This window comes from Amycolatopsis sp. cmx-11-32 (genome assembly GCF_047608695.1).
Classification (GTDB): domain Bacteria; phylum Actinomycetota; class Actinomycetes; order Mycobacteriales; family Pseudonocardiaceae; genus Amycolatopsis.
Map to the genome: position 1 here is coordinate 123,605 of NZ_JADNQN010000009.1, position 16,897 is coordinate 140,501.

At 68.0% G+C, this 16,897-nt stretch carries 15 protein-coding genes; 11 read left to right on the plus strand and 4 right to left on the minus strand.

Annotation, left to right across the window (positions count from 1 at the left end; genetic code table 11):
• Nucleotides 1-119 precede the first annotated feature (119 nt).
• Together ACM6LR_RS25930 and ACM6LR_RS25935 are read left to right on the plus strand one after the other, a co-directional pair.
• On the plus strand, nt 120-1,682 hold the full coding sequence (locus tag ACM6LR_RS25930) for an adenylate/guanylate cyclase domain-containing protein (protein WP_414938581.1): 1,563 nt from the start codon (nt 120-122) through the stop codon (nt 1,680-1,682).
• 264 nt (nt 1,683-1,946) lie between these two features.
• On the plus strand, nt 1,947-2,249 hold the full coding sequence (locus ACM6LR_RS25935; RefSeq protein WP_414944674.1) for a hypothetical protein: 303 nt from the start codon (nt 1,947-1,949) through the stop codon (nt 2,247-2,249).
• A gap of 444 nt (nt 2,250-2,693) precedes the next feature.
• Here ACM6LR_RS25935 and ACM6LR_RS25940 read toward each other — a convergent pair whose 3' ends face one another.
• The gene (locus ACM6LR_RS25940) at nt 2,694-4,421 is read right to left on the minus strand and encodes a DUF2334 domain-containing protein (RefSeq protein WP_414944675.1); all 1,728 of its coding nucleotides are present in this window, start codon (nt 4,419-4,421) and stop codon (nt 2,694-2,696) included.
• Nucleotides 4,422-4,424: 3 nt separating this feature from the next.
• The gene (gene wecB, locus ACM6LR_RS25945; protein WP_414944676.1) at nt 4,425-5,639 is read right to left on the minus strand and encodes a non-hydrolyzing UDP-N-acetylglucosamine 2-epimerase; all 1,215 of its coding nucleotides are present in this window, start codon (nt 5,637-5,639) and stop codon (nt 4,425-4,427) included.
• Nucleotides 5,640-5,889: 250 nt separating this feature from the next.
• Between wecB and ACM6LR_RS25950 the strand changes: the two genes are divergently transcribed.
• The 6 genes from ACM6LR_RS25950 (at nt 5,890) to ACM6LR_RS25975 (ending at nt 11,409) form a co-directional block, all read left to right on the plus strand.
• On the plus strand, nt 5,890-6,045 hold the full coding sequence (locus tag ACM6LR_RS25950) for a hypothetical protein (RefSeq protein WP_414944677.1): 156 nt from the start codon (nt 5,890-5,892) through the stop codon (nt 6,043-6,045).
• Between the two features lie 11 nt (nt 6,046-6,056).
• Entirely contained in the window at nt 6,057-7,361 is a 1,305-nt protein-coding gene (locus tag ACM6LR_RS25955; RefSeq protein ID WP_414944678.1) for a glycosyltransferase family 2 protein, read from the plus strand.
• 13 nt (nt 7,362-7,374) lie between these two features.
• Complete coding sequence (locus ACM6LR_RS25960; RefSeq protein ID WP_414944679.1) at nt 7,375-7,980, plus strand: M20/M25/M40 family metallo-hydrolase; 606 nt, start codon at nt 7,375-7,377, stop codon at nt 7,978-7,980.
• A gap of 81 nt (nt 7,981-8,061) precedes the next feature.
• Entirely contained in the window at nt 8,062-8,334 is a 273-nt protein-coding gene (locus ACM6LR_RS25965) for a hypothetical protein (protein WP_414938582.1), read from the plus strand.
• Between the two features lie 53 nt (nt 8,335-8,387).
• Nucleotides 8,388-10,208 (plus strand): glutamine--fructose-6-phosphate transaminase (isomerizing), encoded by a 1,821-nt coding sequence (gene glmS, locus ACM6LR_RS25970; RefSeq protein WP_414938405.1) that lies wholly within the window; start codon nt 8,388-8,390, stop codon nt 10,206-10,208.
• A 67-nt stretch (nt 10,209-10,275) separates the two neighbouring features.
• Nucleotides 10,276-11,409 (plus strand): serine hydrolase domain-containing protein, encoded by a 1,134-nt coding sequence (locus ACM6LR_RS25975; RefSeq protein ID WP_414938406.1) that lies wholly within the window; start codon nt 10,276-10,278, stop codon nt 11,407-11,409.
• A 305-nt stretch (nt 11,410-11,714) separates the two neighbouring features.
• On the opposite strand, the gene ACM6LR_RS25980 is transcribed toward ACM6LR_RS25975, so the two are convergent.
• Nucleotides 11,715-12,188, minus strand: coding sequence for an RICIN domain-containing protein (locus tag ACM6LR_RS25980; RefSeq protein WP_414938407.1), 474 nt, complete (start codon nt 12,186-12,188; stop codon nt 11,715-11,717).
• 697 nt (nt 12,189-12,885) lie between these two features.
• Here ACM6LR_RS25980 and ACM6LR_RS25985 point away from each other — a divergent pair.
• The 3 genes from ACM6LR_RS25985 to ACM6LR_RS25995 are packed head-to-tail and all read left to right on the plus strand — an operon-like array spanning nt 12,886 to nt 15,367.
• Nucleotides 12,886-13,647 carry a DeoR/GlpR family DNA-binding transcription regulator gene (locus tag ACM6LR_RS25985; protein WP_414938408.1) on the plus strand — a complete coding sequence of 254 codons (762 nt, stop codon included), beginning with the start codon at nt 12,886-12,888 and terminating at the stop codon, nt 13,645-13,647.
• A complete protein-coding gene (locus ACM6LR_RS25990; RefSeq protein ID WP_414938409.1) occupies nt 13,644-14,537 on the plus strand; it encodes a carbohydrate ABC transporter permease in 894 nt (297 codons plus the stop codon). Before ACM6LR_RS25985 ends, ACM6LR_RS25990 begins: the two co-directional genes overlap by 4 nt.
• 2 nt (nt 14,538-14,539) lie before the next feature.
• Nucleotides 14,540-15,367, plus strand: coding sequence for a carbohydrate ABC transporter permease (locus ACM6LR_RS25995; protein ID WP_414938410.1), 828 nt, complete (start codon nt 14,540-14,542; stop codon nt 15,365-15,367).
• Nucleotides 15,368-15,526: 159 nt separating this feature from the next.
• On the opposite strand, the gene ACM6LR_RS26000 is transcribed toward ACM6LR_RS25995, so the two are convergent.
• Nucleotides 15,527-16,891, minus strand: coding sequence for a GH1 family beta-glucosidase (locus ACM6LR_RS26000; RefSeq protein ID WP_414944680.1), 1,365 nt, complete (start codon nt 16,889-16,891; stop codon nt 15,527-15,529).
• Between the last annotated feature and the right edge of the window lie 6 nt (nt 16,892-16,897).

A 16,897-nucleotide genomic window follows, 5' to 3' on the forward strand; every position in this document is an offset into this window, starting at 1 on the left:
ATTAGTCCTCTAGTTGCGGTCCTTGCACGCGCAACTACCGCAACTAGAGGACTAATTGCGGGACGTGAGGAGTTTCGGTGTACAGTCGTGCACTCAAACCGGGTGAACGGCGGGTACGGGTGCGACCAGTCAAGGACTCCTCTGTGCGGGACCGCGGGCAAGGGCCGTTCGGCTCCTGGCTGCTCGGTCCGCTCGATCAGGACGCGGCCGTGTTGCGCCGTCGCGTCCAGGGACTGCTCACCGGGACGCTGATCGCGACCAACGTCATCGGCGCGCTGGTCGTGGTCGGCCTGGCGGTGCTGCTCATGCCCGCTCCCGGCATGTCCGGCGACCTCGTCCGCGTCACCGCCATCGCGGTTCCCGTCTACGTGGTCTCCGCCGTTGTCGTGGGGGCGCTGTGGGGCACTCGCGGCGCGCTGCGGACGTTGCGCTGGGCGGCCGACGGCCGGACGCCGACCGACGCGGAGCGCGCCGCCAGCCTGCGGGTCCCGTTGCGCCTGACACAGGTCCAGGCGGTGCTGTGGGGCATCGCCACCGTGGTGTTCGGCGTACTCGCCGCGCTGGTGCAGCCGCGGGTCGCGCTGACCGAACTGCTCGTGGTCGCGTTCGCGGGCGTGGTCGTCTGCGCGATCGCTTATCTGGCGGGGGAGTTCATCCTGCGGCCGTACGTGGCCTTGGCCTTGGCGGGCACCGCGCCGGCCCGGCCGCTCAGCGGCGGGGTCAACCTGCGGATGCTGCTGTTCTGGTGCCTCGGCACCGGGGTGCCGGTGGCCGGTCTGGTGGTCACGGGGGTGCTGGCGTGGGTGCGCGGCGACGTCTCGACCACGAAACTCGCCATCTCGGTGATCGTGCTCGGCTTGGTGGTGCTGTGCTTCGGCCTGCTGGTGACCGTGTTCACCGCCCGCGCCGTGGTGAACCCGATCCGGTCGGTGCAGCACGCGCTGGGCCGGGTCCGTGCCGGTGACTTCGCCGTGGAGATCCCGGTCTACGACGGTACCGAACTCGGTCTGCTGCAGGCGGGCTTCAACGGGATGGCCGCCGGTCTCGCCGAACGCGAACGTTTGCGGGACTTGTTCGGCAGACACGTCGGCGAGGACGTCGCGATCGAGGCGATGCGGACGTCCGCCGAACTCGGCGGCACCGTGCGGACGGTGTCGGTGTTGTTCGTCGATCTGATCGGCTCGACCACGCTGGCCGCGAGCCGTCCGCCCGAGGAGGTCGTCGCCCTGCTCAACCGGTTCTTCGCGGTGGTGGTCGACGAGGTCGACCGCAACCACGGGCTGGTCAACAAGTTCGTCGGTGACGCCGCGCTCGCGATCTTCGGCGCACCGGTGCGGCTGGCGGATCACGCGACCCTCGCGCTGTCCGCGGGCCGGGCGATCGGGCGCAGGCTGGCGGCGGAGGTGCCGGAATGCCCGGCCGGGATCGGCGTGGCGACGGGCGAAGTGGTGGCCGGGAACGTCGGTGACCCGCGGCGGTTCGAGTACACGGTGATCGGTGACCCGGTCAACGAAGCCGCCCGGCTGACGGAACTGGCGAAGAACGTCGAAGCTCGATTGCTCGCTTCGTGGACCGCGATCGAGTCGGCGGACGAGAGCGAGGCCGGGCATTGGAAGGCGACGGAGGACGTCACCTTGCGGGGCCGCACCCGGCCGACCACACTCGCGACACCGAGGTCCTGAAAACCCGGGCCGTGGTGGATTCACATCCGTGGTGAACGGGCCGTGAATCCTGCGCGAAGACCGTGCCCGCCCCGCCGCGAACCCGCTGTCTCCTGGCGGGTGTCCCGTCTCGGCCCCTGTGAACGATCACAGCATTTCTTTCGCGCGCCTTGAGGACGCTGTCCCCGGAGACGGGTCAGCGCACGGTGATCTCGGCCGGAGCACCCCGTCCGGTCGGCGGCACCTCTGCGTGCCCTCCCCATCCCCCTGTCAAAGGAGACATCTGTGGAGACCGCGACCACGATCGCCGCGACGGCGGCCACCAAACAGCTGAACTACACCCAGCAGGCGCAGCAGTACAACCAGTGGTGCCGGGCTGCGGACGGTTCGAGCATCGAGCGGTCGCGGGGCGGCACCGCCACCCAGGCCCAGTTCTGCACCGCGGGCAAGGGCACGTCGGCCGGGTACTGCCCGAACCAGCCTGCCCAGATCCCCGAGATCGTCCGCGGCACCGGCTTCTCCGCACAAAACGCGGGCGGGCCCATCGGCTTCACTTCGGTCGTCAGCCAGATCGACGCCGGATTGTGAACCTGACGGGGATTTACTGGTCTTTGCGGGATAGGGCGACGGTGGCGTGTCTGGTCAGGCGGGTCGTGGGTGACACCAGGCGGACGGCCCTGAAGTCCGTGAGGGCCTCCCTGCCTACCCGGAAGGTCCGGATCCCGGCAAAGTCGAGGTCTCCCAGGTCAAGCGGCTCTTCGTCGCTGTGTAAGGCTGACGATGGAGAATCGGGACGTTGAGTGTCCCAATTCCTGTATTGTCGCGGGCTCGCACCGGTCACGAAGCCTGATCAACAGGGTTCAGGGACATGCCTTCCTCAGGAACCCCTGCCCCTGCGGGCACTAGCGATGTCAAGCTCGGATCACCACCAGCAGCGCAGACCAGCAGCTCCGCGACTTCGCCGGGGCCCCTGACCCTGAAGGTAATGGAGGAGACCTTCACGGACCTACCGCCCGATACGACACTTTTGCCCTAGCCGTCCAGGACTTCCGTCGGTGTGGTGAACCGGTATCCCAGTGCCCGCAACGAGTTCACCAGATCCCGCAACCCGCCTTCGCCGAGGAACGGGTGGTAGAAGAAACTGGCGACGTTGTCTCGGACGACGAGCGCGCTCTGGGCGTCGGCGAGCATGTCGACGGCGGTGCGGGCGGCGTGCTGGTTAAAGGCGACTGGGGCCACGTTGCCGATGTTCTCGGGGACGACGTTCGCGCCGTAGACGTCGCGCACCGGGTACGGGAAGAACTGGCCGTACACCTGTTCCGTCGTCGCCGTGGCCGTCGAACCGCATCGACCGCCGGGGCAGAAGCCCGCGTAGTAGCTGCCGCGGTCGTAGCGTGCCTGGAACAAGCCGGTGGTCCGCTGGTAGTCCACGGCGGAACCACCGTAGTGCGGGAACTCGAACATCGTCGGCTCCGGGAGGCCAACTCGCCGGAACTCGCCGAGCCCGGTCGCGATGCGCTGGTCGAACCACAGCGCGGAGTCCTCGGGCATCGGCCCGTCCATCCGTACGACGCCTTCGCCGTCGACACTGGCCTTGTAGAACTCGAAGTCGCTCGCGCTCACGCCGTCGTAAGGGTTCGGGCCGCTGTCGCTCTGGTGGCTGTAGCCGTGCATGACCAGCGTCGCGCCCGCCTGGACGGCGTCCTTGAGCGCGCCGACGAGTTCCGGTGAGTCCACCAGCCGCGCCGAGGTCGGGCTGCCGTCGTTCGCCCGGCCTTGTGGGTCCGAGTAGTACGGGTAGACCGCGAGGGTGAACGGGATCTTCTGGCCGATGAGGAATTCCGTGACCTTCCGGAGTTCTTCCGGTTTCGTGCGCGGGCCGACGTCTTCGAGCCGGATCAGCGCGCGGTGCCGGTTCGGCGCCTGAGGCGACAGGACACCCAGCAGGATGTCGGCCGCGGCGAGGTAGCGATCCTGCGCTTCGGCGTAGGCGTAGGGAACTTCGGCCACGTAGGTCAGCTGTCCTGAGTGGACGGCCCAGGGAGATGTCGTGCCGCCTGGAACACTGGCCTCCGCCAGGATCTGGACCTTGGTCCGATCACGGACGTCGATCGCGACGACCCCGGTGCCCGAACGGGGATCGCGGCGCAGGGGAGTGCCCTTGTAGGTGACCGTGGTGGGGTTGTCCCCGCGGTAGCCCTCCACGCGCCAGCCGGGACCGCCCGCCGTCTTGCCGGCGCTGGCGTGCAGCTGCCAGATGTTGGCGCCGATCCAGACCGCGGGGACCCTGGCCGCCGCGACGTCGGTGAGAAAAGCCTTCGGTAGCAACGCGTCGTAGACCGAGCCGAGATACACGATGGCCTGGAACCCGTCCGCCTGACGCGGCCGGTAGTCGGCGGCGGGCAGCATTTTCCAAGCGGTGCCACGGGAAACGAGGTTCGCGGTGAACATCGCGTACGCCTCGGCCGTTCTGACCTCTTCGGGCGGGGAAACGGTCCCGTCCTTCTTCCGCCCGTCGTCGTAGAGCACGAGTGTCCGGCGGTCCGGATCGCCGCCAGGGCCCGGCAGTCCGGCCTTGCCCGATCCAGGAAGGCGATCGGCGAGTGACACCGGCGTGGCGGGCGGCGACGCCGTGACCGGATTCGTCTTGGTCACCCGCACCAGGACGACCACGGCGACGGTGACCGTCACGACCGCGACGACGGCGAGCCGGAGCCAAGCGGGCAGGCGAAAGCGTCGCGTGCCCTTGTCCTCCGTCACCGGTCAGACCTCGGCCAAGAGGTTCGCGGAGACGGGCCGGAACGGGGCGGGCAGGTCTGGGGCCAGTCCCAGCAGATACGCGAGTGCTTGCTCGGTCCGCTCGGCGGCGGCGCCGTCACCGAACGGATTGCCACTGCTCATCATCCGCGTGCGCGCCGCCGGGTCGTTCAGCAGACGCGTCGCGGCCGACACTATCCGGTCGCGGTCCGTGCCGACGAGCACCGCGCAGCCGGCGTTCACGGCCTCCATGCGCTCGGTGACGTCACGGAGCACCAGGACCGGGACACCGAAGGTCGGGGCCTCTTCCTGGATACCGCCGGAATCGGAGAGCACGAGGGTGCTCGCGGCCAGTACCGCCGCCAGTTCGGGATAGGGCAGCGGACCGGTGATCAGCACGCCGGGGACGCCGGCCAGTTCCTCGCGGACCAGGCCGTGCACCTCCGGGTTCGGATGCGCGGGAAGCACCACTCGAACTTCGGGATCCGCGGCCATCAGCTCGGCCACCGCGCGCAGGACCCGGCGCATCGGCTCGCCCCAGGACTCGCGACGGTGGAGGGTGACCAGCATCAGTTTGACCGTGCCGCGGGTCGCGTTTTCGAGCAGCGCCGCCAGTTCGGGGTCGTGCACCGCGGTGGACTTGTCGGTCGCCGTGAGGATCGCGTCGACGACGGTGTTCCCGGCGACGAGCACGGCGCCTTCGGGCACCCCCTCAGCCAAGAGGTTCGCGGCGGCGTCGGGGGTGGGGGCGAGGTGGAGCGCGGCCGCCTGGGTCACCAGTTTCCGGTTGAACTCCTCGGGGAATGGCGCGCCGAGGTCGAACGAGCGGAGTCCCGCCTCGAGGTGGACGACGGGGACGCGGCGCCAGAAGGCGGTCAGCGCTCCGGCCAAGGTGGTCGTCGTGTCGCCCTGGACGACCACGGCGGCGGGCGGCCGCCGCTCGGCGACTTCTTCCAACCCCGTCAAGATTCCGGAAAGAAGTTCCGGCTGGGAACCGGTGCGCCGATTCAACGTCAGCCGTTCATCCGGCGTTAATCCGAACGTCGCCAATGCCTGGTCGACCATTTCCGGGTGTTGTCCCGTGGAGACGAGCACGGGCCGCATCCGGCCCTCGGAAGCCAATGCCCCGGCCACCGGAGCCAGTTTCACGGCTTCCGGGCGGGTTCCCGCCACCAGCCAGATTTCGGCCATGACGGAGGTCTCGTTCTGTGCGTTACGCACCTGGTCCTTCTTCCGGGCTCGCGCAGTGGTACGGCGTGAATTCGTCGGTGAAGTCACGTAAGAGTGGTAGGTGAGGCGAGGATCACTCGGTGATGGTCACCTTTGTGGGGGATCCTTGTCCGCAAACGTTAACACGAACGGGGTACTGTACCCACCCGAAAGACTTAATATCGCTTACTAGGGTGACCGTGACTCACGGTATGAAAACTGTGAGTAGATGTTTGTGGTGCCCGTCATCCGGAGGAAGAACATGTCGATGGTGCCGGTGGGCCCGGTCAAGGTTTCCGCGCTCGGGATCGGCGCGACGATGGCCGGTGCGACGGTGAGCACCGCGCTCGCGTCAGTGATCGGGGCGATCGCCTTGCTCCTCATGGCGCGTTCGCTGCGCCTTCGCTTGAAGGACTGAACCACCCGCTCATGACGAATCCCGCCTTCGCCGCGACCATGATGCTGTTGCTCCTGTGGTGGCCGGCGCACAACATCCTGCTCGCGGCGTTCGCGTGGCGCACCGGGTCCCCGCGCCGGTCGGTGGCCGCGCGCGGGGAGGGGCTGGAGTTCTGGATCGTCATCCCGGCGCTCAATGAGGAACGGGTGGTCGGAAAAACCGTCCGGAACGCACTTTCGCTTGGTACGACACGGAACCCGGTGCGGGTTCTGGTCATCGACGACGGTTCGGACGACGGCACGCCGATCGTCCTCCGCGAGGTCGCCGACCCACGCCTGCATGTCCTGCGTCGTGATCTTCCCCATGCCCGCCGGGGCAAGGGTGAGGCGTTGAACGCCGGCTACCGCTACATCCGCCGGTTGTGTGAAGCCGAGGGAAGTGTGCCGAAGACGATCATCGGCATCGTCGACGGCGACGGCCGGGGCAGCCAAGGGATGCTGCGCGAGGTCGCCGACGTGTTCGGCGACCGCGGAGTCGGTGCCGTGCAATGTCGCGTGCGCATTCACAATCGCCGCAGCATTCTGGCCTTACTGCAGGATCTGGAATTCGGGGCGGTCGCCGACGCGTCGCAAAGCCTGCGCGATCTCGCGGGCAGTGTCGGAATGGGCGGCAACGGTCAATTCACCAGGCTCGCGGTGTTGCGCCGCTTCGATCCGGCGCCGTGGTCGGACTGCCTTGTCGAGGATCTGGAACTGGGCCTGAGGCTGCACGTCGCCGGAATCCGGATGAGGTACGTGAAAGCGGCCTGGGTGACTCAGCAGGGCCTCGTCGACCTGCGCAGGCTCCTGCGGCAACGGACCCGATGGGCTCAAGGTAATTTGCAGTGCGCAAGGCATTTGCGGGAATTGCTGGCCTCGCGTCACGTGGGCAGTATCGGTCTTCTGGATTTTCTGGCCTATCTCGTGACGCCCTGGTTGACGGTGCCGTTGTCGCTGGTGGTCTCGTTGCTGTTCGCGGGCACGCTCGTCGCCTCGTGGTCCGGCGTGACCTTGGGCGGGCTGATCGCGCCGCCGTCCGCGTTGCCGGGCGCGGCCCTGATCGGTCTGGTCGTCCTGCTGGTCCCCGGTGTGGTGTGGGCTGTCGTGCACCGGCTGCGTCTCGGCGAGGAACCGTTCCACCGCTGTCTGCTCGCGGGCCTGCTCTATCCGGGATTCCTGGTGCTCGGTGTGATCGCCACCTGGCGGGCCCTGTTCCGCGTGCTGGCCCGCCGCAACACCTGGACCAAGACCGAACGGCTGAGTGAGGAAGAGACCGCGATCGGGGTCACTGTCCGGTAGCGGAAACCGTGCCGTGCGGATCGGCCGCAAGGGATGCGGCACCTTCGAGGTTCTCGTGACCGGCAGGGCGTCGCACGCGGGCCTCGAACCCGAGGCCGGTGTGAACGCGTTGACCGAAGCGGCGCACCAGGTGCTGGAGATCACGGCGCTCGGCAGGCCCGAGGCCGGGACGAGCGTCACCCCGACCGTCGCTTCCGCTGGTACGGCGAGCAACGTCGTTCCCGCCTCCGCGACCGTCGTGGTCGACGTCCGGGTCGAGACCGCCGCCGAAAAGGACCGCGTCGAGGCGGGGTTCGCCGCGCTGACCCCGCGTCTCGACGGGGCGGAGATCGCCGTGCGGGGCGGGATCCACCGGCCTCCCATGCCCGAGTCGGCCGCCGCGAGCTTCTTCACCGTGGCGGAACGGCTGCTGCCGGGAGTCGCCGGGGTGGCCGTCGGTGGCGGGAGCGACGGCAACCTCACGGCGGCGATCGGCGTGCCGACCCTCGACGGGCTGGGTGCGGTCGGGGGCGGCGCTCACACGGACCACGAGTACCTGCTGGTCGAGTCGATGGCGGAGCGGGCGAAGCTGGTCACCGGCCTCGTGACGGCGCTGACCACTTCGCAACTAGAGGACTAAACGCGAGCCACTACGAGAGTGGAATCTGCTAGTTCTTGCCCGATTTCGGGCAAGAACTGGTGTTTCGCACCCTCACTGTGCATGATGGGGAACGTGGAGGACGCGGACATCGTCGAGCAGGTGGCCCTGTCGACGGGTCTGTCGACGGCCATCGCCGCACGGGTCGTAGAGGACGTCCTGGCGTTTTACCGGCAGCCGGTCGAGCACTACGTCCGGTCGCGGCATGTCCAGTTGCAGGCCGAGGGCAGGAAAAACCCTGAGATCTTCCCCCTCATCGCCGGGGAACTGAGCCGTCGGCTCGTCGCGCCTCCCGATCTGTCCGAGCGGCAACTGCGCCGCATCGTCTACGGCTGACGGGCACGCCGGTCTTCGCGTACCCCGTCTCTTTTCTGTGAGGTTGACTCGTCATGTGCGGAATCGTCGGCTACATCGGCGGCCAGAACGCCGCCCCCATCCTGATCGAGGGGCTGACGCGGCTGGAGTACCGCGGCTACGACTCGGCCGGGATCTCCGTTCTCGGCGGCAAAGGCGCCCAGGTGCACCGGATCGTGGGACGCGTGCGGAATCTGACGGCGGCCCTGCCCAAGCGGCTCGCCGGCAAGATCGGCATCGGGCATACGAGGTGGGCGACGCACGGCCCGGCGACCGAGGCGAACGCCCATCCGCACGTCTCGGAGGACGGCCGCATCTCCGTGGTGCACAACGGGATCATCGACAACGCCGACAGCCTGCGCGAGCAACTCGGCCAGGCCGGGGTGACGTTGACCTCGGAGACCGACACCGAGGTGCTCGCCCACCTCATCGCGCGGTCAGGCGCGAGGACCCTCGAAGACGCGGTCGTCGAGGCCGTCTCCCGCGTCACCGGTACCTACGCGATCGCGGTGACCGACACCGAGCACCCCGACCGCGTCGTGGTCGCGCGCAACGGTTCGCCGCTGATCATCGGCGTCGGCGACCGGGAGATGTTCGTGGCCAGTGACCTGTCCGCGCTGGTCCGCCACACGTCACAGGTGGTGCACCTCGACGACGGCGAGTTCGCCAGTGTCTCGGCCACGGGGTACCGCACCTTCACCGTCGACGAGAGCGATACCGGCAAGGCCGTGACCGAGATCGACATCAAGGCCGACGACCTCGACCTCGCGGGTCACCAGCACTACATGTACAAGGAGATTCAGGAGCAAACGGAATCCTTGGAGCGCATGATCCGGGGCCGTCTCGACGACCGGTTCGGAGTGTCCCGTTTGGACGGTCTGAACCTGACGCCCCGAGACCTGCGCGGATTCGCCAGGGTCAAGATCCTCGGCTGTGGTTCGGCCTACTACGCCGGCCAGATCGGCGCGACCATGATCGAGGAACTGGCGCGGGTCCCGGCCGACGCGGAGGCCGCGTCCGAGTTCCGTTACCGCAACCCGATCATCGAAGCGGACACCCTCTACATCGCGGTCAGCCAGTCCGGCGAGACCGCGGACACCGCCTTCGCCGTCGAAGAGGTCAAGCGCAAGGGCGGCCGGGTGGTCGGTCTCGTCAACGTCGTCGGCTCGACGATCGCGCGGGCCTGCGAGGGCGGCCTGTACCTGCACGCGGGTCCGGAGATCGCCGTCGCCTCGACCAAGGCGCTCACCAACATGGCCGTCGGATTCGCGATGATCGCGCTGGCGCTCGGCCGGGTCCGCGATCTGTCCAACGCGGACGGACAGCGGATCGTCGCGGCGATCCGGGCCCTGCCGAAGCAGGTCGCGGAGATCGTGGCGGCGGAGGCGGAGATCGCCGAGCACGCCAAGACCTGCGCGGACGCGCGAAGCCTGTTCTTCGTCGGCCGGGTCCGGGGCTATCCGGTGGCGCGGGAAGGCGCGCAGAAGTTCAAGGAGATCTCGTACCGGCACGCGGAGGCCTACCAGACCTCGGAACTCAAGCACGGCCCGCTCGCGCTGATCGACGACTCGGTGCCGACGGTCGCCGTCGTCCCGTTCGACGACCTCGCCGGCCGGAATCTCGCGGCGGTCCAGCAGATCAGGGCGCGCAAGGGGCCGGTCCTGGCGATCACCCATGACGACGTGGACTTCGGCGACCTCGACGTGCCGCGGTTCGTGGTCCCGCGTTCGGAGCCGGAACTCGACCCGATCCTGCTCACGATCCCGTTGCAGCTGCTGGCCTACCATGCCGCGCTGATCCTCGGCCACGACATCGACAAGCCAAGGAACCTCGCGAAGTCCGTCACCGTGGAGTGACCCTGATCTTCGAAGACGGGGTATTTCCCTGATGTCCCCGGCGTCTCGCGTGGACATCATGTGTGACATGAAACTTCCGATTGTCACAGCAGTGGTCGCTGTCGCGGCGGCCCTCACCTCGGTGCCCGCCGCCGCGACACCCGGCCTCGGAAAGCCCGATCCCGCCGCGTTGTCGGCGGCGATCGCGGGCCTGCCGGACAAGGACACGACGGGCGCGCTGGTCCGGGTCACCGGCCTGTCCGGTGCCTGGTCCGGCACTTCCGGGGAGTCCGACGTCCGCACACACGCCCCCGTCCGGCCGGACGGGTTCTTCCGGATCGGCAGCACCACCAAGGTCTACACCGCGGTCATGGTGCTCCAGCTGGCACAGGAACGCCGGATCGACCTCGAGCGGCCGGTTCAGCGGTATCTCCCCGGTGTGCTCCCGGCGGGCTATCCGCCGGTACCGGTGCGCACCCTGCTCGACCACACCTCCGGGCTGCCGTCGGTGGACATCCCAGGTCTCTACGATCCGGAGTGGATCCTCGCGCATCGCTACGAGCACTGGAGCCCGCGCGAAGTGGTGGACACCGCGCTGCGCCACCCGATCGACTTCCAGCCCGGCACGGCACAGAAGTACACGAACACCGCGTACGTCACGGCGGGGATGCTCCTCGAGAAGGTGACTGGACAGTCCTACGCGCGCAACCTGCGTGAGCGCATCACGATGCCACTCGGCCTTTGGCGGACTTACTATCCGGAGCACGACCCGCGGCTGCCGAACCCGGCCGCACGCGGTTATCTGGACGTGGACGGGAAACTGGTCGACGTCACCGAGATGAACCAGTCCATCCCCGGCGCCGCCGGCGCGATCATCTCCACGGCCGAGGACCTCGACAAGTTCATCACCGGCCTGTTCGGAGGACGGCTGCTCGGCCCCGCGGTGATGCCGCGTCTGTTCGCCGTGCCGGACGTGCCCATGGCCGACGGCAACGGCAGGGCGAGTTACAGCCAGGGTTTGATGAAACTGAGCCTGAACGGGATCACCGTCTGGGGGAAGACCGGCAGCCGGTACGGCTACTCGAGCGGGATCTTCGCCACCTGCGACCTGTCCAGGATCGTGGCGTACTCGGTCAATCCCACGGTGAAGTCGCCGGACGGCCAGCCGCTCATCGTGCAGAAGATCGCGGACGCGGCGAGCCGAAGCCTGCCGAAACCCTAAGCGCAGCCAGAGGTCCGTGAAGGCCTAGGGTCCCGGCAAAGTCGACGTTTTGCGGGTCAGGCGGTTAGTCGTCGTCGCGGGTTCACACCGGTTGCGGAGCTTGATCAACAGAGGTTCCGGGACATGTCTCCCTCCGGCACGCGCCCGAGCGGGGAAGATTTCGGACGTTCACCGTCCCGAATCTTCCCCACTCGGCCCTTGCAGACACCAGAAACGTCAAGCCCGGACTACCTGCCAGCAGCTCTGCGACTTTGCCGGGACCCTGATCCGCAAGGTAGGGAAGGAGGCCTTCACGGACGTGAGGACTAGTCGAGCAGGCGCCACAGGTGGTCGGCGGTGCCGTTGTCATCGAACCGCACGACGATCGCCGAGTCCGCCGTGGACATCAGGTCGACACCGAGAAGCTTGCCGGAGTGGCGGTTCTGGAGCCGGAACCAGCCGTCGTCGTTGTCGATGGTGCGCCACAGGTGGATGGTGCGGACCAGCTCCAGCGGGAACTTCTCGCCGGTGCGGTTGTAGAGCCAGTAGACCACGTCGATCGTGTCGGACCAGCGGGTAGTGCCCCAGCCGTCGGTGTACACCGAAGCCGGTTGTGCCGCCATGAAACGGAAGTAGTGGCTGAGGAACGGGACGACACGAGCGTCCTTTGTGTACTCCTCGGGGGAACGCAGCGGGTGCCGCATCGGCATGTGCGGCCAGAGGTCCGCGTGGCCATTTTGCTTGGTGCGAAGCTCGGACGGCCCGAAAAAGCCGTCCGGGGCCTGGGTCGCCGTAATCACGCAGCCAGTACGGCACTTCCTCCCGGCCGCCCAGCTCGGGGCGGACCCAGCCGGTCTTGTCGAACGCGAGGTAGTGCGAGACCTCCTGGTAGCGGCCGTCGAGCTGCTCGCGGAGCTGGGTGGCCAGCCAGTCGCCTGCCTTCGCCGAGCCGGGCGGAAGCCGCAGCAGGGGAGCGGGCAGCAGTGGCGCGCGGTTGGCCACGTAGGGCGAGGCGCAGTGGGCTTCGGCTTGGCTGCCGATACCGGCTCCGCCGCCGACGACGAGGCTCGTCGCGACGGTGCCTTGAGGAAGCTACGGCGGGGGACTGACATGAAGTCCCCCTTGCATGACCAGGTGCGCCCAGCTCTACCTCGTTGATACAATGTTGTAAAACCGCCGTTCGCCTCGTCTCGCTCACCGGTACCCGGCCGGACACGGCATTTAGAGGACTAATTGCGGTGAGCGCGGGTTTGAGGGCTCATGGCGGCTGGACGGGCAAACATCCTGCTCGATCGGGCAGCGTGATCCGGCGGGTAACTCGCGTGATTGAACGGCGAACACGGCATCGGCGCCCAAGCCGGTGGGTCGTCCGGCGCCGTGTCCTCAATGGACAGAACCTCGTTCCGGCGGAGGATTCCCGAGGTTTCCGTTGTCGGACCGGCGAGAAGCCAACTATTGTCGCCCTGTCCGCTCATTCGCCAGGCCAGGAGGTGACAGTTGTACGCCGAAGAGCGGCAACGGGCCATCCTCAAGCAGGCCCGGCGGAACGGCCGTGTCGAGGTGGCGACGCTCGCGGCCGCTTTCGAGATCACCAGCGAGACCGTCCGCCGTGACCTGACGGCGCTGGAGCGCAGCGGAGTGCTGCAGCGGGTGCACGGCGGCGCGATTCCGGTCGAGCGGCTGGGGATCGAGCCTGGTCTCGACGCCCGTGACAAGGCGATGTGCGGGGAAAAGGACCGCATCGCCGCCGCCGCGTTGGAACAGATCCCCGCCGAGGGCGCGATTCTGCTGGACGCGGGCACCACCGTGGCGCGGCTGGCGAACCTCGTCCCCGCCGACCGCGAACTGACCGTGGTCACCTATTCGCTGCCGAACGCGTTCGCTCTCGCCAACCGGCCCGGCATCACGCTGATGCTGGCGGGCGGAAGGCTTCGCGGGCGCGCGATGGCCGCTGTCGACAGCTGGACGCTCGACGCCCTCAAGGACACCTACGTCGACGTCGCCTTCATCGGCACCGACGGACTTTCCGTCGAGCGAGGGCTCACCACGCCGGACACCGCCGAAGCGATGGTCAAGCGCGCGGCCATCGCGTCCGCGCGGCGCACGGTGCTGCTGGCCGATCACACCAAGTTCGGCAACGACCACTTCGCCCGATTCGGTGACCTCGGCGATGTCGACACCCTGATCACCGACACCGGCGTCGATCCTCAGGCGGCCGACGAGATCACCCGGACCGGCGTCAAGGTGGTCACCGTTTGAGGCGAACGGGCGAACGGCTCGCCGGATACCTGATGACCGCGCCGTTCTACGTCCTGTTCGGCGTTTTCGGTCTCTTCCCCTTGCTCTACACCGCCTGGGTGGCGCTGCACCACTGGCATTTGGTCAACGGCGACACCGGGTTCGCCGGGCTCGGTAACTTCACCGTCCTGCTCCAGGACCCGCATTTCTACAACGCGCTCTTCAACACGGTCAGCATCTTCGTCTTGTCGACCGGCCCGCAGTTGCTGGCCGCGCTCGGGCTCGCGGCCCTGCTCGACCGTCCGCTGCGCGCGCGGACCCTGTGGCGGGCCAGTGTGCTGTTGCCCAACGTCGTCTCGGTGGTCGCGGTGGCGCTGGTGTTCAGCCAGCTTTTCGCCGAGGACTACGGCGTCGTCAACTGGGCGCTGGGCCTGGTGGGGCTCGATCCGGTGGACTGGCGGTCGGATCGGCTCGCTTCGCACGTCGCGGTGAGCGTGATGGTGATGTGGCGCTGGACCGGGTACAACGCGCTGCTCTATCTCGCGGCCATGCAGTCCGTGCCGCAGGAGCGTTACGACGCCGCCATGCTCGACGGAGCTTCGCGCTGGCGGACCTTCTGGTCGATCACCGTACCCGCGATCCGGCCGACGATCGCCTTCACCGTCGTCGTCTCGACCATCGGCGGGTTGCAGCTGTTCGCCGAGCCACAGTTGTTCGACGACGCCGGTATCGCCGGGACCGGCGGTGCCGACCGGCAGTTCCAGACGCTCGCCATGTACCTGTACGAGAAGGGGTTCGGCGAGTTCGACGCCGGATACGCGGCGGCCATCGCGTGGCTGCTCTTCCTGTTCTCGGCGGGGTTCGCGCTGGTCAACTTCTCGCTCGTGCGCCGCATGCGGGGCGGTGAGTGACCGTGGCGGCGAGGGAACGGACCGGGTTCGTCGTCTACGGGCTGCTGCTCGCCGTCGGCATCGCTTCGATCTTCCCGCTGTACTGGTCGTTCGTGGTGTCCTCCAAGGACAATTCCGCGCTCGGCGAGACCACCCCGCCGCTGCTGCCGGGCGGCAACCTGATCGAGAACGTGGGCAGGGTCTTCGAGACGGTCGATTTCTGGCTGGCGATGCAGAACTCGCTGATCGTCGCCGGCACGGTGACCGTGTCGAACGTCCTGCTGTCCAGCATGGCCGGATTCGCCTTCGCTCGCCTGCGATTTCCCGGCCGCGACTCGCTTTTCCTGGTCGTCATCGGCACCGCCATGGTGCCCGCCCAGCTCGGGGTCATCCCGCTGTACCTGGTGGTCGGCGAACTCGGCTGGTACGGGCGGCTGGAGGCGGTGATCGTGCCGGGACTGGTCGGCGCCTTCAGCGTGTTCTGGATGCGGCAGGCGTGCGAGGAGGCGATCCCGGGTGAACTGCTCGACGCCGGGCGCGTCGACGGCTGTTCGACGGCGCGGCTGTTCTGGAACGTCGCCATGCCCGCCATCCGCCCTCAGGCCGCGGTGCTCGCCATGCTGACGTTCATGACCGCGTGGAACGACTTCTTCTGGCCGCTGGTCGTACTCGACCCCAACGCGCACCCGACCGTCCAGGTGGCACTGTCGCGGCTGGCCAGCGGCTACTTCACCGACTACTCACTGATGCTCACCGCGGCCACGATCGGGGTGCTGCCCGTCATCGTGGCGTTCATCCTGCTGGCCAGGAAGGTGGTCGACGGCGTCATGCGTGGCGCGCTACGGGGCTGAGACGGCCGTGGCGCTCAGCGCTGACCAGGGTCTCGACAAGTCGAGGTTTGCGGGTCAGCGCCGCTGTTCCCCACTTGGCTCGCGCCGGGGTTCCTTGGGAAGGCGTGCCCCTGAACCAACGGTCCGTTCAAGCACTTCAGGGATTCGTGACCGGACCGATCAGCCAAGCCCGTTGCGCGCCACCACGTCCGCGTAGAACCGGGCGCTGTCCTTGAGCACCCGTTCCTGCGTGCCGAAGTCGACGTGCACGAGGCCGAATCGCTGCGTGTACCCCATGGCCCACTCGAAATTGTCCAGCAACGACCAGGCCATGTAACCGCGGACGTCGGCGCCGCGTTCGATCGCGTCGTGCACGGCGCCGAGGTGCTCGGCGAAGTACCGCACGCGTTCCTCGTCGTGCACGCGCCCGTCCACGACCTCGTCCTCGAAGGCGGCACCGTTCTCGGCGATCACGAGTGGCAGTCCAGGGCAGTGATCACGCAACCACAGCAACAGATCGGTGAACGACTCCGGCCGTTGCTCCCAGCCCAGCGAGGTCACCGCACCGCGCGGCGGGATGACGTCCATACCGCGCAGACCCGGCAGCGGGCAGTTGCTGTCGGCCTCGGGGTCGCCGAGCGGGACAGCGCGGGCGGGCGCGTAGTAGTTGACGCCCAGTACGTCCAACGGCTGCGCGATGAGTTCCAGGTCACCGTCGGCGATCGCCGGTTCGAGCGTGCCGAGATGCGCGAGATCCGCCAGCAACTCGGGTGGATAGCCCCGGCCCAGCAGCGGGTCGAGGAAAAACCTGTTGTGCAGGAAGTCGAATTTGCGCGCGGCCTCGCGGTGCGCGGCATCGTCCACATCGGTCAGCACCGGGGCGAAGTTGAGCACGATGGACACTTCCTGCTCGCCACCGCTCGCCCGCAACGCCTGCGCGGCCTTCCCATGCGCGAGCAGGAGATTGTGCCCGGCGACCAGCGCCGCGCCCGCGTCCTGGACCCCCGGCGCGTGCTCGCCGTTGCCGTAGCCGATGAAGGCGGCGCAGAACGGCTCGTTGATCGTGGTCCACTGCCGGACGCGATCGCCGAGTGCTTGGTGGACGGTCAGCGTGTAGTCGGCGAAAAGGCTCGCGAGATCGCGGTTGGGCCAACCGCCTTCGTCTTCCAGCGCCTGCGGCAGATCCCAGTGGTAGAGCGTGACCATCGGGGTGATCCCGTGCTCCAGCACCGTGTCGACAAGGCGATCGTAGAAGGCGAGCCCGCGTGGTTCGATCGTTCGGCCGTCCGGCATGACCCGCGACCACGCGACGGAGAAGCGGTAGTACGGCACGCCCAGGTCGCCCAGCAGGCCGACGTCCTCGCGGTAGCGCCGATAGTGGTCGCAGGCCGGGTCGCCGGTGGCGCCGTCGAGTACCCGGCCGGGGCGCGCGGTGAAGATGTCCCAAATGGACGGTCCTCGGCCGTCCGCCGTCGTCGATCCCTCGATCTGGAAGGCCGCCGTGGCCGTGCCCCACCGGAACCCTGCCGGAAAGCCGCGCGTCACGCCGTC

Bases quoted from the DNA above. Each gene is read 5' to 3' on its own strand.
- ACM6LR_RS25950 (WP_414944677.1), top strand. From the start codon at position 5,890: ATGTCGATGGTGCCGGTGGGCCCGGTCAAGGTTTCCGCGCTCGGGATC.
- ACM6LR_RS25955 (WP_414944678.1), top strand. From the start codon at position 6,057: ATGACGAATCCCGCCTTCGCCGCGACCATGATGCTGTTGCTCCTGTGG.
- ACM6LR_RS25965 (WP_414938582.1), top strand. From the start codon at position 8,062: ATGATGGGGAACGTGGAGGACGCGGACATCGTCGAGCAGGTGGCCCTG.
- glmS (WP_414938405.1), top strand. From the start codon at position 8,388: ATGTGCGGAATCGTCGGCTACATCGGCGGCCAGAACGCCGCCCCCATC.
- ACM6LR_RS25975 (WP_414938406.1), top strand. From the start codon at position 10,276: ATGAAACTTCCGATTGTCACAGCAGTGGTCGCTGTCGCGGCGGCCCTC.